Genomic DNA, 13,350 nt, shown 5'->3' with positions numbered 1-13,350 from the left:
CAGGGGGAGGGATGCAGATGGCGGAAAAACTGGTAAGGCAGGCGGCGGAGCTGATCCGTGAGCAAGGATGGATTCCGCAAGACTCCCGCGTGCTTATCGCCTGCTCGGGCGGCCCTGATTCCGTCGCCCTCCTCCACGTGATGAGACGCCTCGGTGAAAACAGCGGCTTCACGGTCGGGGCGGTACACGTCGACCATATGCTCCGTGGTGAAGAGTCAGCGGAAGATGCACGCTTTGTCCGCGCCTTGTGCGCAGGGCTTGGCGTGCCTTTCCATGGAACGGCGATTCCGGTCGGGGAAATCGTGAGGCAACAGGGCGGTAATGTCCAGGATGTCTGCAGGACGGAGCGGTACCGGTACTTCGGTGAGGTCATGGAGCGGGAGGGGTACGGAGTGCTTGCGACGGCACACCATGCCGACGATGTACTGGAGAGCGTGCTGATGCGGCTTGCCCGCGGAACGGCCGACGCGGCGCCGGGTATTCCGGCATCCCGAAGGTTCGGAAAAGGACTTCTGATCCGGCCGTTTCTTTTAAGTGAAAGAAGGGAAGTCATGGAGTATCTGGAAGCGAATGCGCTTCCCTACAGGACGGATCCGAGCAACATGAAACCGGATTACACACGAAACCGGTTCCGTCATCGCATCGTCCCGTTGATCCGGGAAGAAAACCCCAGGGCGGCATGCCATGTCGCCGAGTGGGATCTGGCCAGGAGAGAAGATGAGGCGTATCTGAACGGACGGGCACGGGAAGAGTGGGAGAAGATTTCCGCCCCCCTTCCCGGCGGCGGATTGGCCGTGATGACAGAGGCCTTCTCCCGTGTGCCCTCCGCTTTACAAAGGCGCATAATTCCCATACTATTAGACTATCTATACCTTTCAGGTCGGCATCCCTCCGGCGCGCGCCTGGAAACGCTGATCCTCAGTCAGCTGACGCGCACTGAAGGGAGCGGTTCGGTCGACCTCCCGGACGGATTCCGGCTGGAGAGGGAATACGGAAAAGCCATATTCCGGAAGACCGGGCAGGAAGCGTCCGGAAAAGCCCCGGAAACCCTGCTGCCGGCCGGCGGCTGGGTTTCCGCGGGAGCCGGTGTGCGGCTGTTCTGGTCGGACCGGGATTCGGTTTCGGAGCCGGAGCCGTCACCAGGCCGGGAGGTTCTGTATTTCGGGGAGGAGGCGGCCATGCCGCCGCTCTCGGTGCGCCCGCCGCGCTCGGGCGACCGGATCCTTCTTCCGAACATGGCCGAACCGAAGAAAGTTTCACGGATTTTCATCGACGACAAGATTCCAAGGGGCCTGAGGGCTTCATGGCCGATCGTCACCGCAGCGGACGGGCGAGTTGTCGCGGTCCCGGGCGTCCGTTACGGAAGAGGGTTTACACGGGACGGCCGCACGGGCGGCCCGTACATATTCATCGTGGAGCAAGCGCTTGATGCAAATTGCGCGGACCACGCACAGGAGGAAACCACATGATTGGAAACGATATCGAACAGACCCTCATCTCTGAGGAGGAGCTCCAGGAGAAAATCGCCGAGCTGGGGGCTGCGCTAACAAAAGAGTACGAAGGGAAGTTTCCGCTCGCGATCGGCGTGCTGAAAGGCGCGCTCCCGTTCATGAGCGACCTGATCAAGCGCTTTGACGGCTATATCGAGATCGACTTCATGGACGTCTCCAGCTACGGCAATGCAACCGTATCTTCCGGCGAAGTGAAGATCGTCAAGGACCTTAACACGAGCGTTGAGGGACGCGATGTCCTGATCATCGAGGACATCATCGACAGCGGCAAAACACTCAGCTATCTGATCGACCTCCTCAAGTACCGGAAGGCGAACTCCATCAAGATCGTCACGCTGCTCGACAAGCCGACAGGCCGCAAGGTGGACCTGAAGGCGGACATGGTCGGGTTTGAAGTTCCGGACGCGTTCGTCGTCGGCTATGGCCTCGACTACGCGGAAAAATACCGGAACCTTCCGTACATCGGCGTCCTGAAAAAAGAGATCTATTCGTTCTGACGGATCCGGACGCTTAAAGAAATAGGGAAATCGACGGAAAAAGGGTTTTGGATCGTGTTCCGCGGACCATTTCCAGCCAAAGCCTTTTCTTTTGGCGGCGGTCGGGTCCTATGATAAGATTTACTATAGTTTTCTTTTAATGGTGAGGAGGCTCGGGATGAACCGAATATTAAGGTATACCATCTTGTACGGCCTGATTTTCCTCGTAATCATGGGGATCTTTGGTTCGTTCAATAACCCGAATACACAGACGAAAAACCTGACGTATAACGAGTTCCTGACGGCTCTGGCCGACGGGGACATCAAAGAGGCGACCATCCAGCCAAACCAGCTGGTGTACGAGGTCCGGGGAACGATGAATGACGCCAAGGAAGGCGAAACCTTCATTGTCAACATTCCTCCGGACAACGAGCAGCTCATGAATGAGATCGACCGCGTGGCGGACCAGTCCGACACCGAGATCACCTTCCTGCCTGCACCCCAATCAAGCGGCTGGGTCCAGTTCCTGACAGGGCTCATTCCGTTCATCATCATCATCATCCTCTTCTTCTTCCTGCTGAACCAGGCGCAGGGCGGCGGCAACCGGGTCATGAACTTCGGCAAGAGCAAAGCCAAACTGTATAGCGAAGAAAAGAAAAAGGTCACGTTCAATGACGTGGCCGGCGCCGATGAAGAAAAAGCCGAACTGGTGGAGGTCGTCGACTTCCTGAAGGACCCTTCCAAGTTCGACAGCATCGGTGCACGCATTCCGAAAGGTATTCTCCTTGTCGGACCTCCGGGTACCGGTAAGACACTCCTCGCCCGAGCGGTTGCCGGTGAAGCCGGCGTGCCGTTCTTCTCGATCTCCGGCTCGGACTTCGTTGAGATGTTCGTCGGTGTCGGGGCATCCCGTGTGCGTGACCTGTTCGAAAACGCGAAGAAAAATGCGCCGTGTATCATCTTCATTGATGAGATCGACGCGGTCGGGCGCCAGCGCGGCGCCGGCCTCGGCGGCGGCCATGATGAACGTGAGCAGACGCTGAACCAGCTTCTCGTGGAGATGGACGGATTCGGCGAAAACGAAGGTATCATCATTATCGCCGCAACGAACCGTCCGGACATCCTCGACCCTGCGCTTCTTCGCCCGGGACGTTTCGACCGTCAGATCACGGTCGGACGTCCTGATGTGAAGGGACGCGAAGCAGTCCTGAAGGTCCATGCACGCAACAAGCCGCTCGCGGACTCCGTCGATCTCAAGGCGATCGCGGCCCGCACACCGGGCTTCTCCGGGGCGGACCTTGAAAACCTCCTTAACGAGGCTGCCCTTGTAGCGGCACGCCGCAACAAGAAAAAGATCGACATGACCGATATCGACGAGGCGACGGACCGCGTTATCGCGGGGCCTGCCAAGAAGAGCCGCGTCATCTCCGAGAAGGAACGCAAAATTGTCGCATTCCACGAAGCGGGCCACGTTGTTATCGGCCTGACGCTCGATGAAGCGGAAATGGTCCACAAAGTGACCATCGTTCCCCGCGGTCAGGCGGGTGGGTATGCGGTCATGCTTCCTAAGGAAGACCGCTACTTCATGACGAAGCCTGAACTTCTCGACAAGGTGTCCGGCCTCCTCGGCGGCCGTGCCGCTGAAGACATCGTCTTCGGCGAAGTGTCGACCGGCGCGCACAACGACTTCCAGCGTGCGACGGGTATTGTCCGCCAGATGGTCACCGAGTATGGGATGAGCGAAAAGCTTGGTCCGATGCAGTACGGGCAGAGCCAGGGCGGCAACGTCTTCCTTGGCCGGGACATCGGTTCGGAGCAGAATTACTCCGATAAGATCGCCTATGAGATCGACCAGGAAATGATGGACATGATCAAAGAGCAGTATGCGCGCACCAAGAAAATCCTGACCGAACGCCGCGATCTGCTTGATCTCATTGCGAACACGCTTCTCACAAAAGAGACGCTCGACGCACGGGACATCAAGCACCTTGAAGATCACGGCAGGCTCCCGGAGCCGCTTGATGAAGAAGGCCAAGAGCCCGAAACTGAAGCGACGCCGGATTCGACAGGAGCGCCGTACGATCCTTCTTCGGGTGACCTCCCGCAGGAAGACGGCTCAAACACCGAGACACCTCAAGGCCCGATCCGCGAAGACCGGAAGGGACCTGGAATCGATTAAGCCTATCAGACCGGCGCCCCTAATTAGGGGCGCCGGCTTTTTTTGCCGGCTGCGATTGTGATATGATGTTACGGACAATCGAATGAATAAGTGAGGAATGGCCATGATTCTGGTAATGGATACCGGGAATACAAATATTGTCCTTGGTGTATACAAAGGGGACGAGCTGATCTATCAGTGGCGGATGGGTACCGACCGCCGGAAAACGGAAGACGAGTTCGGCATGCAGGTCAAGTCGCTGTTCGCCCATGCCGGTCTCGACATGAAGACGATCGATGGCATCATCATCTCATCCGTCGTGCCGCCGATCATGTTTGCGCTTGAGCATATGTGCGAGAAGTATTTTGGCCTGACGCCGCTCGTCGTCGGGCCCGGCGTCAAAACCGGCCTGAACATCAAATATGAGAACCCGCGCGAGGTCGGCGCGGACCGGATCGTCAACGCGGTAGCCGGAATTCATGAATACGGAAGCCCGCTCATCATCGTCGATTTCGGCACTGCAACTACGCTCTGCTACATCAATGACAAAAAGGAATACATGGGCGGTGTTATCGCACCGGGGATTGGCATCTCGACCGAAGCGCTTTTCGAACGCGCATCCAAGCTGCCGCGCGTGGAACTTGTCCGTCCGGAAAATGTCCTCGGGAAAAACACGGTCGCAGCCATGCAGGCCGGGATCGTCTATGGCTATGTCGGCCAGGTGGAGGGCCTGATTGCACGCATCAAGGAAATGGCGGGCACGGATCCGAAAGTCATCGCGACAGGCGGTCTTGCACCGCTCATCGCCAGCGAAACGGACGCCATCGACATCGTTGACAGCCATCTGACACTCAAGGGCCTGAAGCTGATTTACGACCGCAATCAATGAATGAAGGAGTTGGATCACATGTCTGATTATATCGTGAAAGGCCTGGCTTTTGACGGAACGATCCGCGTCTTGGGTGCCCGGACGACGGAAACTGCAGGTGAAGCACAGCGCCGCCACCAGTCCTGGCCGACGGCAACCGCCGCACTCGGCAGAACGCTGACAGGCACGGTCATGCTCGGTTCCATGCTGAAAGGTGACGGCAAGCTGACCGTCAAAGTCGAGGGAGGAGGCCCCGCGGGTGCCATCCTCGCCGATTCGGATGCAAAAGGCCACGTGCGCGGATATATTTCGGATCCATATGTCCATTTTGACCTGAACAAACAAGGCAAGCTTGACGTCCGCCGTGCCGTCGGGACCGATGGAATGTTTTCCGTCGTGAAGGATCTCGGTCTCCGTGACCACTTCACAGGTCAGGTGCCGATCGTTTCCGGTGAAATCGCCGAAGACTTCACACAGTACCTGACGGTTTCCGAGCAGGTGCCGTCCGCAGTCGCGCTGGGCGTTCTTGTCAATCCTGATAATACCGTCAAGGCGGCCGGCGGCTTCATCATCCAGGTCATGCCGGGCGCGTCCGACGAAACGATCACCCTGCTTGAGGAGAGGATCACGGTAGCCCGCCCGGTATCCCGGCAGATTGAAGACGGCCTGACGCCGGAAGAGATTCTGCAGGAAGTGCTCGGCACGGAAAATGTCCGGTTTATCGATACGATGCCGGTTTCCTTCGAATGTGATTGCTCCAAGGAGCGGTTCGGCAACGCGATCAAAGGGCTCGGGGACCAGGAGATCCGCGAGATGATCGAAGAAGATCACGGAGCCGAGGCGCAGTGCCACTTCTGCCTGGAAAAGTATCAATTCTCCGAAGATGAGCTGAGAGGATTTCTAAGCGATGAGAAGGACAAGAACTGAGCCGGAACAGCCGGTACGCAAGCGCCGTCTGAAGACGAAACCGGTCCTTGTTGTTCTCGGAATTCTGCTCGCCGGCAACCTGCTGTGGTTCACGCTATGGGTGACAAAGGACGGCGGCGGTGTGAAGTCCGCCGGCACCGGGGAACAGGTGGCATCCGTCGGGAAGGAGACCGTCACCCAGGAAGAGTGGGTGGCGGCCATGGAGGAACGGGTCGGTCGTGAGACACTCCGCGAGCTCGTCAATCAGAAAGTCATGGAGGCCGCCGCGGAGGAATACGGCATCAAGGTCTCCGAAGACGAAATCGACCTGGAAATCGCCATGTTGCGTACAGGCGGCGAAGGCACCGGTGAACTGACGGGCGAGCCCCTGCGCAAACAGGTGCGGTCACAGCTGATTCTTGAGAAAGTGCTGACGAAAGACGTCATCATCGAGGACGAGGCGGTCAAAGAGTATTATGAGAAAAACGAAGCGCTGTACGATGTAAAGCCATCTTACAGAACGGCCGCCATCATTCTGCCGGACCAGTCGGAGGCAGAAAAGGCGCTTGCCGAACTGGAAAGCGGGTCATCGTTTGAAGCATTGGCACGCGAACGTTCAATCGACCGCGCTTCCGGCAGCCTCGGCGGGGAACTAGGCTATATCAGCGAGTCTTCGGAAAACTCCGATCCCGCCATCATCAAAGCCGTCAGTGGGATGAAGGCCGGAGAAACCGCCGGCCCGATCGCCCTTGCCGATGGAACAGTCGCTCTTCTGAAAGTGAGCGATTCTGCCGAAGGCCGCCTGTTCAAGTTCAAGGACGTCAAAGACCAGATCCGCCGGGAGCTCGCCATCGAACAGCTTTCGCAGTCCGTAACCCCGGAATCATTCTGGGAAGAATTTGGAGCGGAATGGATCTACGGAAAAGAATAAGAAGCTCAAAAGCATGCCTGAGGGCATGCTTTTTTCTTCTGGGCGGCTCCTGAAAAGAGGAGGAGCGGAGCAGAATGTGGAATTGTACTGATTGACACCTCCGTGCATACATTGATATCATGTAGGAAATAAAGCCTATTGGAATGATAGGGATTGGAGTGATCGGGATGAAAACACGAGTAGGAAATTCGATTACAGATCTCATTCATCAGACGCCGCTCGTCAAGGTGAATCGCCTGACGGGGGAAAATGATGCAGACATCTACCTGAAGCTGGAGTACTTCAACCCGGGCAGCAGCGTCAAGGACCGGATTGCGCTTGCGATGGTCGAGCAGGCGGAAAAGGAAGGCAAGCTGCAGGAAGGCGGCACAATCATCGAGCCGACCAGCGGTAACACAGGAATTGGCCTTGCCATGGTTGCGGCGGCCAAAGGCTACAAAACAGTCATCGTCATGCCGGACACAATGAGCATGGAGCGACGGAACCTCCTCCGCGCGTATGGTGCGGAACTCGTGCTCACTCCGGGGGCGGATGGCATGAAAGGCGCCATCGCCAAAGCCAATGAACTGGCAGAGCAAAATGGCTGGTTCCTGCCTCAGCAGTTCGAGAACTTCTCGAATCCTGAAATCCACCGCCTGACAACAGGCCCGGAAATCGCGGACTCCCTTGACCGGGTCGATGCGTTCATCTCCGGCATCGGCACCGGCGGGACCATCACCGGCGCTGGCGGCGTCCTGAAAGAACGCTTCCCGGAAGTGAAAATCATCGCGGTAGAGCCGGAGAAATCCCCGGTCCTTTCCGGCGGACAGTCCGGCCCGCACAAAATCCAGGGAATCGGCGCGGGATTTGTGCCGGAGGTGCTGGATACGGGGATCTACGATGAAATCATCCAGGTATCCGATGAGGATGCGTACGACACGGCGCGCAAGACCGCACGCCAGGAAGGCATCCTCGGCGGCGTCTCGTCCGGCGCGGCCATCTATGCGGCACTCGAGACGGCGAAAAAGCTCGGCAAGGGCAAGACAGTCGTCGCCATCATCCCGTCCAATGGCGAGCGCTACCTGAGCACACCGCTCTACCAGTTCGACTGATCATACAGAACACCGAAAGGGGGCTCCGGCCCTCTTTTTGTTTTGTCCGTTTTGGGATGTTCCCGCATTCCCTATGGAAAAACAGTGCCGGTCCGCTGTAAGATGAGGAGAAGAGCGGCAGGAGCCGCAGTGAACTAGGAGGTATGGCAGCATGGCATTCAACGGCAGCGACGGCCGCTATCAGATCGGCGGCGCGTCCATGGATTTCAATAAAGAAACGGTGGTCATGGGCATCCTGAATGTGACGCCCGACTCTTTTTCCGACGGAGGGCGGCATAATGGGACGGATGACGCGGTCCGCAAGGCGCTCCGGATGAGAGATGAAGGGGCGATGATCATCGATGTCGGCGGCGAGTCGACCAGACCCGGTCATAAAGTCATCTCGGTGGACGAGGAACTGTCCCGGATCGTCCCGGTGATCGAGCGGCTCAAGGACGAGGAAGGCATCTGCCTGTCGGTCGACACGTACAAGGCGGATGTGGCCAAGGGCGCGCTTGATGCAGGCGCGCATATCATCAATGACATCTGGGGAGCCAAGCGGGAGCCGGACATCGCGAAACTTGCAGCGGAGCGGGATGTGCCAATCATCCTCATGCACAACAGGGAAGAGGCGGATTACGGTGATTTCTGGCCCGATGCGAAGGCTGACCTTGAAGAAAGCATCAAAATCGCGAAGGACGCCGGAGTCAGCGACCGCAACATCTGGCTGGATCCGGGCATCGGCTTCGCCAAGTCGACCCATGAAAACATCCTGATGATGCAACACCTGGACGATCTCGTCGCAATGGGCTACCCGGTGCTGCTCGCCACCTCCCGCAAGCGAATGATCGGCAACATCCTGGACCTTCCGGTGGATGAGCGCATGGAAGGCACGGGTGCGACAGTCTGTTTCGGCGTAGACAAGGGCTGCCATATGGTGCGTGTCCATGACGTGAAGGAAATTGCCCGCATGACAAGGATGATGGACGTGCTGACGGGCAAGACGGCATACAAAGGAGACTTGTGATGGACTACATTCACCTGCATGAGATGCAGTTCTACGGATACCACGGCGCACTGCCGGAAGAAACGAAGATCGGCCAGCGGTTCCTTGTGTCGCTGTCCCTTGCCGTCAGTCTGGAAGAGGCAGGGCGAACCGATGACCTGGACAAGACTGTGAACTACGCGGATGCCTATGCGGTCGTGAAGAAAATTGTAGAAGGCGAACCTGTGAAACTGATCGAGGCAGTCGCGGAGCGGATCGCTTCGGCGATCCTGTCGGACTTCGGTGACAAGGTCGAAGGTTGCCGGGTGCGTGTCATCAAGCCCGATCCTCCGATCCCGGGACATTACCGTGCGGTCGAAGTGGACATCACGAGAGGGCGATTTTCATGAACATCGCCTATCTGTCCGCCGGTTCCAATATGGGGGACCGCGAAGCTTATCTGCGCGAAGCGGCAACCCGGCTAAACGGCCTGCCCGGAACGGAACTGGACCGCGTTTCTTCCATCTATGAAACCGATCCGGTGGGCTACGAGGACCAGGCCGCATTCCTTAACATGGTGTTCCGGCTGCGGACTGCGCTCGGAGCGGAGGAGCTTCTGGATGCTTGTCTCGGAATCGAGGCGGAGATCGGCCGTGTGAGGACGGTGCGCTGGGGACCGAGGGTATGCGACCTTGACATTCTTCTGTTCAATGATGAAAATATGGAAACGGAGAAACTGACTGTCCCGCATCCGCGTATGCATGAGCGGGCGTTCGTTCTCGTGCCGCTCCTCGAGACGGATCCGGATCTTGCTGATTCGCTGAAGAGACGCTTCCCGGGTTTTCCCGGAGTCGACCTCGGGGACGGGATCCGGCTATATAAACAGATTCAAGGACCGGCCGCTTTCCTGGAGGGAAAGTGATCCGGTTTCTATACAGCAGTCTGCCCGGAAACCGGGCAAGGCAGGAGGAAAAGAAATGAATGAAACACGCAAGCCGTTCAAGATCGGGGACATCACATTGGATAACCGTGTCGTCCTCGCTCCGATGGCGGGCGTCTGCAACTCCGCATTCCGGCTTACGGTCAAAGAGTTCGGCGCGGGTCTCGTATACGCCGAGATGATCAGTGACAAGGGCATCAACCAGCGGAACGAAAAGACGATGGAGATGCTGTACATCGACGAGCGCGAATATCCCCTTTCGCTGCAGATTTTCGGCGGCGACAAAGAAAACCTTGTCGAGGCGGCCAGATATGTCGATCAGTATTCGAATGCCGATATCATCGATATCAATATGGGGTGCCCGGTCAACAAGATCATCCGATGCGAGGCGGGGGCCAAGTGGCTTCTGGACCCGGACAAGATCCATGAAATGGTGTCAGCTGTCGTGGATGCCGTAGACAAACCGGTCAGCGTCAAGATGCGCATCGGCTGGGATGAAGACCATCTCTTTGGTGTCGAAAACGCCAAGGCCGTCGAAGCGGCCGGCGGAGCGGCGATTGCTGTCCATGGCCGCACGCGCGTACAGTTGTATGAAGGTGAGGCAGACTGGAGTTGGATCCGCAAGATGAAGGAAGCGGTGAATATCCCGGTGATCGGCAACGGCGACGTCGAGACGCCGCAAGATGCCGGCCGCATGCTGGATGAAACCGGCGTGGACGGAGTCATGATTGGCCGCGCCGCCCTCGGCGATCCGTGGATGATTTGGCGCACGGTCAAGTACCTTGAAACCGGGGAACTGATCGGGATGCCTTCCATACAGGAAAAAATCGATGTCTGCCTTCTGCATTTCGACCGCCTCGTGCAGCTGAAGGGTGAATACGTCGCGGTGCGCGAGATGCGCAAACACGCATCATGGTACCTGAAAGGGATCCGGGCCAACGCGGGAATCCGCAAAGGGATCAACCAGGCGGAAACCGGGGATGAGCTCAAGACGCTTCTTCTCGGCTTCGCGAAACAGATGGAGAACAACCCGGCTGCTGCAAGCGCCGTCTGATGGAATGGGGCTGCCACTTTTATGGCGGCTTTTCTTATATAGAGGCGGCGGGAGTCTTTTTCGGGTAAATATATGTGAAGAAACAGGTTTGATTGTGTACAATGAACGCATGACTGTAAACCTGTGTACGGACTGACAAAGGAGAGGAAAGCATGTCGCACCTGGATGAATTAAATGACCAGCTCGTGGTCAGACGCGAGAAAATGACGGAGATAAGGGAAAAGGGGATGGATCCGTTCGGTTCCCGCTTCGAGCGGACACACCTGACATCCGGCATCAAGGAAGCGTTTGGAGAAAAGACGAAGGAAGATCTTGAGGAAGAATCGCACGAAGTGGCAATCGCCGGCCGGATCATGACGAAACGCGGCAAGGGCAAGGCCGGTTTCGCACATATCCAGGACCTGGACGGACAGATCCAGATCTATATCCGCAAAGATGATGTCGGCGAAGAGGCCTATGAGCTGTTCACCGGAGCGGATCTTGGGGATATCATCGGCGTAAACGGAACGGTATTCCGCACGAAGGTAGGCGAACTGTCGGTACGCGCAAACAGCTTCACCTTCCTGACGAAAGCGCTCCGTCCGCTGCCGGACAAGTTCCACGGACTCAAGGACGTTGAGCAGCGCTACCGTCAGCGCTACCTGGACCTGATCACTTCAGAGGAAAGCAAGGAGACCTTCATCACACGGAGCAAAATCATCCGCTCCATCCGTCACTACTTGGACGGCCATGGCTATCTGGAAGTCGAGACTCCGATGCTGCACAGCATCGCGGGTGGCGCTGCGGCCCGTCCGTTCATCACGCATCACAATGCCCTTGACATGGAACTCTATATGAGGATCGCGATTGAATTGCACCTGAAGCGCCTCATCGTCGGCGGACTGGAGAAAGTGTATGAGATCGGACGCGTCTTCCGGAACGAAGGCATCTCGACCCGCCACAATCCGGAATTTACGATGCTTGAGCTGTATGAGGCGTATGCCGACTACAGAGACATCATGGAACTGACGGAAAACATCATATCCAACGCCGCGCAGGAAGTGCTCGGCACGACAAAAGTAACTTACGCCGGTGAAGAGATCGACCTGTCCCCGGGCTGGAAACGGGTCCACATGGCAGACATCGTCAAGGAATACACGGGTGTGGACTTCTGGAAGCAGGTGACGAAGGAAGAGGCGCATGCATTTGCGAAAGAGCACGGCGTCGAAGTGAAGCCAACGATGGAAGTCGGTCACATCCTGAATGAGTTCTTTGAGCAAAAGGTCGAGGAAGAGCTTGTCCAGCCGACATTCGTGTACGGGCACCCGGTCGAGATTTCCCCGCTTGCGAAAAAGAACCCGGACGACGAGCGGTTCACAGACCGCTTCGAACTGTTCATTGTCCGCCGGGAGCACGCGAATGCGTTTACCGAGCTGAACGACCCGATCGACCAGCGCGAGCGCTTTGAGGCACAACTGGTCGAGAAGGAGCAAGGCAACGACGAGGCGCATGAGATGGATGATGACTTCATTGAAGCACTCGAGTACGGCATGCCGCCGACAGGCGGACTCGGAATCGGCATCGATCGCCTGATCATGCTGCTGACCGATTCTCCGTCGATCCGCGACGTCCTGCTGTTCCCGCAGATGCGCAAGAAAGACTGAAGGATACACGCCTGTTTTCCTCTTGAGGGAAGACAGGCGTTTTTTCTATTCAAACAGAATCTGCTGTACTGAATTTCTTGGTGAAACCAAAGATTCCGACTATAGTTTAGGGGCTTGCGCAGTTCATTTTACGGTGGTATAGTTATCAACGTTGCGTTTCCGACACGGACTTCGCAGCGAACGGAATGAAAAAGTTATAAAATGTTGTTGACTTAAGTTTTGAAGCGTGTTATATTAGTAAGGTCGCTGTCAAACAATGACAACAACACCATGAACCTTGAAAACTGAACAGCAAAACGCTGATGAAATGAGTTCCCGGAACCCGACCCGTCGGGGAAACGGAACAAATGATATCGGACATATCACTTGATATGCCAGCTTTAAAGTATGAGCTTACTCATACTCTCTTATGGAGAGTTTGATCCTGGCTCAGGACGAACGCTGGCGGCGTGCCTAATACATGCAAGTCGAGCGGATGACGGGGAGCTTGCTCCCCTGATTCAGCGGCGGACGGGTGAGTAACACGTGGGCAACCTGCCTGTAAGATCGGGATAACTCCGGGAAACCGGGGCTAATACCGGATGGTTCCTTCCTCCGCATGGAGGAAGGCGGAAAGACGGTTTCGGCTGTCACTTACAGATGGGCCCGCGGCGCATTAGCTAGTTGGTGGGGTAACGGCTCACCAAGGCAACGATGCGTAGCCGACCTGAGAGGGTGATCGGCCACACTGGGACTGAGACACGGCCCAGACTCCTACGGGAGGCAGCAGTAGGGAATCTTCCGCAATGGACGAAAGTCTGACGGAGCA

12 protein-coding genes and 1 rRNA gene are annotated in these 13,350 nt (G+C 57.0%); all 13 read left to right on the top strand.

Going from position 1 to position 13,350, the window contains the following annotated elements:
* The first annotated feature begins 17 nt into the window (after positions 1-17).
* Entirely contained in the window at positions 18-1,469 is a 1,452-nt protein-coding gene (tilS, locus tag DZC51_RS14625) for a tRNA lysidine(34) synthetase TilS (protein ID WP_198304133.1), read from the top strand.
* Positions 1,466-2,008, top strand: a complete 543-nt coding sequence (gene hpt, locus DZC51_RS14620) for a hypoxanthine phosphoribosyltransferase (RefSeq protein WP_157297158.1) — start codon at positions 1,466-1,468, stop codon at positions 2,006-2,008. The genes tilS and hpt overlap by 4 nt, the downstream gene beginning before the upstream one ends.
* Before the next feature lie 157 nt (positions 2,009-2,165).
* Complete coding sequence (ftsH, locus tag DZC51_RS14615; protein ID WP_157297155.1) at positions 2,166-4,166, top strand: ATP-dependent zinc metalloprotease FtsH; 2,001 nt, start codon at positions 2,166-2,168, stop codon at positions 4,164-4,166.
* A 103-nt stretch (positions 4,167-4,269) separates the two neighbouring features.
* Positions 4,270-5,034 carry a type III pantothenate kinase gene (locus DZC51_RS14610; RefSeq protein WP_157297153.1) on the top strand — a complete coding sequence of 255 codons (765 nt, stop codon included), beginning with the start codon at positions 4,270-4,272 and terminating at the stop codon, positions 5,032-5,034.
* An 18-nt stretch (positions 5,035-5,052) separates the two neighbouring features.
* Positions 5,053-5,940: an Hsp33 family molecular chaperone HslO gene (hslO, locus tag DZC51_RS14605; protein ID WP_157297151.1), complete on the top strand. Its 888-nt coding sequence runs from the start codon at positions 5,053-5,055 to the stop codon at positions 5,938-5,940.
* Positions 5,921-6,850 carry a peptidyl-prolyl cis-trans isomerase gene (locus DZC51_RS14600; RefSeq protein WP_157297149.1) on the top strand — a complete coding sequence of 310 codons (930 nt, stop codon included), beginning with the start codon at positions 5,921-5,923 and terminating at the stop codon, positions 6,848-6,850. Before hslO ends, DZC51_RS14600 begins: the two co-directional genes overlap by 20 nt.
* Positions 6,851-7,017: 167 nt before the next feature.
* Positions 7,018-7,941: a cysteine synthase A gene (gene cysK, locus DZC51_RS14595; protein WP_157297146.1), complete on the top strand. Its 924-nt coding sequence runs from the start codon at positions 7,018-7,020 to the stop codon at positions 7,939-7,941.
* A 151-nt stretch (positions 7,942-8,092) separates the two neighbouring features.
* A complete protein-coding gene (folP, locus tag DZC51_RS14590) occupies positions 8,093-8,947 on the top strand; it encodes a dihydropteroate synthase (RefSeq protein ID WP_157297145.1) in 855 nt (284 codons plus the stop codon).
* Entirely contained in the window at positions 8,947-9,315 is a 369-nt protein-coding gene (gene folB / locus DZC51_RS14585; RefSeq protein WP_157297143.1) for a dihydroneopterin aldolase, read from the top strand. Before folP ends, folB begins: the two co-directional genes overlap by 1 nt.
* Positions 9,312-9,827 (top strand): 2-amino-4-hydroxy-6-hydroxymethyldihydropteridine diphosphokinase, encoded by a 516-nt coding sequence (gene folK, locus DZC51_RS14580; RefSeq protein WP_157297141.1) that lies wholly within the window; start codon positions 9,312-9,314, stop codon positions 9,825-9,827. The genes folB and folK overlap by 4 nt, the downstream gene beginning before the upstream one ends.
* Before the next feature lie 55 nt (positions 9,828-9,882).
* Complete coding sequence (gene dusB / locus DZC51_RS14575; protein ID WP_157297139.1) at positions 9,883-10,899, top strand: tRNA dihydrouridine synthase DusB; 1,017 nt, start codon at positions 9,883-9,885, stop codon at positions 10,897-10,899.
* A 152-nt stretch (positions 10,900-11,051) separates the two neighbouring features.
* Positions 11,052-12,542: a lysine--tRNA ligase gene (lysS, locus tag DZC51_RS14570; RefSeq protein ID WP_157297137.1), complete on the top strand. Its 1,491-nt coding sequence runs from the start codon at positions 11,052-11,054 to the stop codon at positions 12,540-12,542.
* 406 nt (positions 12,543-12,948) lie between these two features.
* A 16S ribosomal RNA gene (locus DZC51_RS14565) occupies positions 12,949-13,350 on the top strand; the annotation flags it as partial.

This window comes from Bhargavaea sp. CC-171006, assembly GCF_009761675.1.
Classification (GTDB): Bacteria; Bacillota; Bacilli; order Bacillales_A; family Planococcaceae; genus Bhargavaea; species Bhargavaea changchunensis.
Note: the sequence above shows the minus strand (reverse complement) of the source record. Positions and strands in the feature narration are given on the sequence as shown.

Excerpts from the sequence above, each read along its gene's own strand:
- dusB (WP_157297139.1), top strand. The coding sequence starts at position 9,883 with ATGAATGAAACACGCAAGCCGTTCAAGATCGGGGACATCACATTGGAT.
- lysS (WP_157297137.1), top strand. The coding sequence starts at position 11,052 with ATGTCGCACCTGGATGAATTAAATGACCAGCTCGTGGTCAGACGCGAG.
- hslO (WP_157297151.1), top strand. The coding sequence starts at position 5,053 with ATGTCTGATTATATCGTGAAAGGCCTGGCTTTTGACGGAACGATCCGC.
- folB (WP_157297143.1), top strand. The coding sequence starts at position 8,947 with ATGGACTACATTCACCTGCATGAGATGCAGTTCTACGGATACCACGGC.
- folK (WP_157297141.1), top strand. The coding sequence starts at position 9,312 with ATGAACATCGCCTATCTGTCCGCCGGTTCCAATATGGGGGACCGCGAA.
- hpt (WP_157297158.1), top strand. The coding sequence starts at position 1,466 with ATGATTGGAAACGATATCGAACAGACCCTCATCTCTGAGGAGGAGCTC.
- tilS (WP_198304133.1), top strand. The coding sequence starts at position 18 with ATGGCGGAAAAACTGGTAAGGCAGGCGGCGGAGCTGATCCGTGAGCAA.
- folP (WP_157297145.1), top strand. The coding sequence starts at position 8,093 with ATGGCATTCAACGGCAGCGACGGCCGCTATCAGATCGGCGGCGCGTCC.
- ftsH (WP_157297155.1), top strand. The coding sequence starts at position 2,166 with ATGAACCGAATATTAAGGTATACCATCTTGTACGGCCTGATTTTCCTC.
- DZC51_RS14610 (WP_157297153.1), top strand. The coding sequence starts at position 4,270 with ATGATTCTGGTAATGGATACCGGGAATACAAATATTGTCCTTGGTGTA.
- DZC51_RS14600 (WP_157297149.1), top strand. The coding sequence starts at position 5,921 with ATGAGAAGGACAAGAACTGAGCCGGAACAGCCGGTACGCAAGCGCCGT.
- cysK (WP_157297146.1), top strand. The coding sequence starts at position 7,018 with ATGAAAACACGAGTAGGAAATTCGATTACAGATCTCATTCATCAGACG.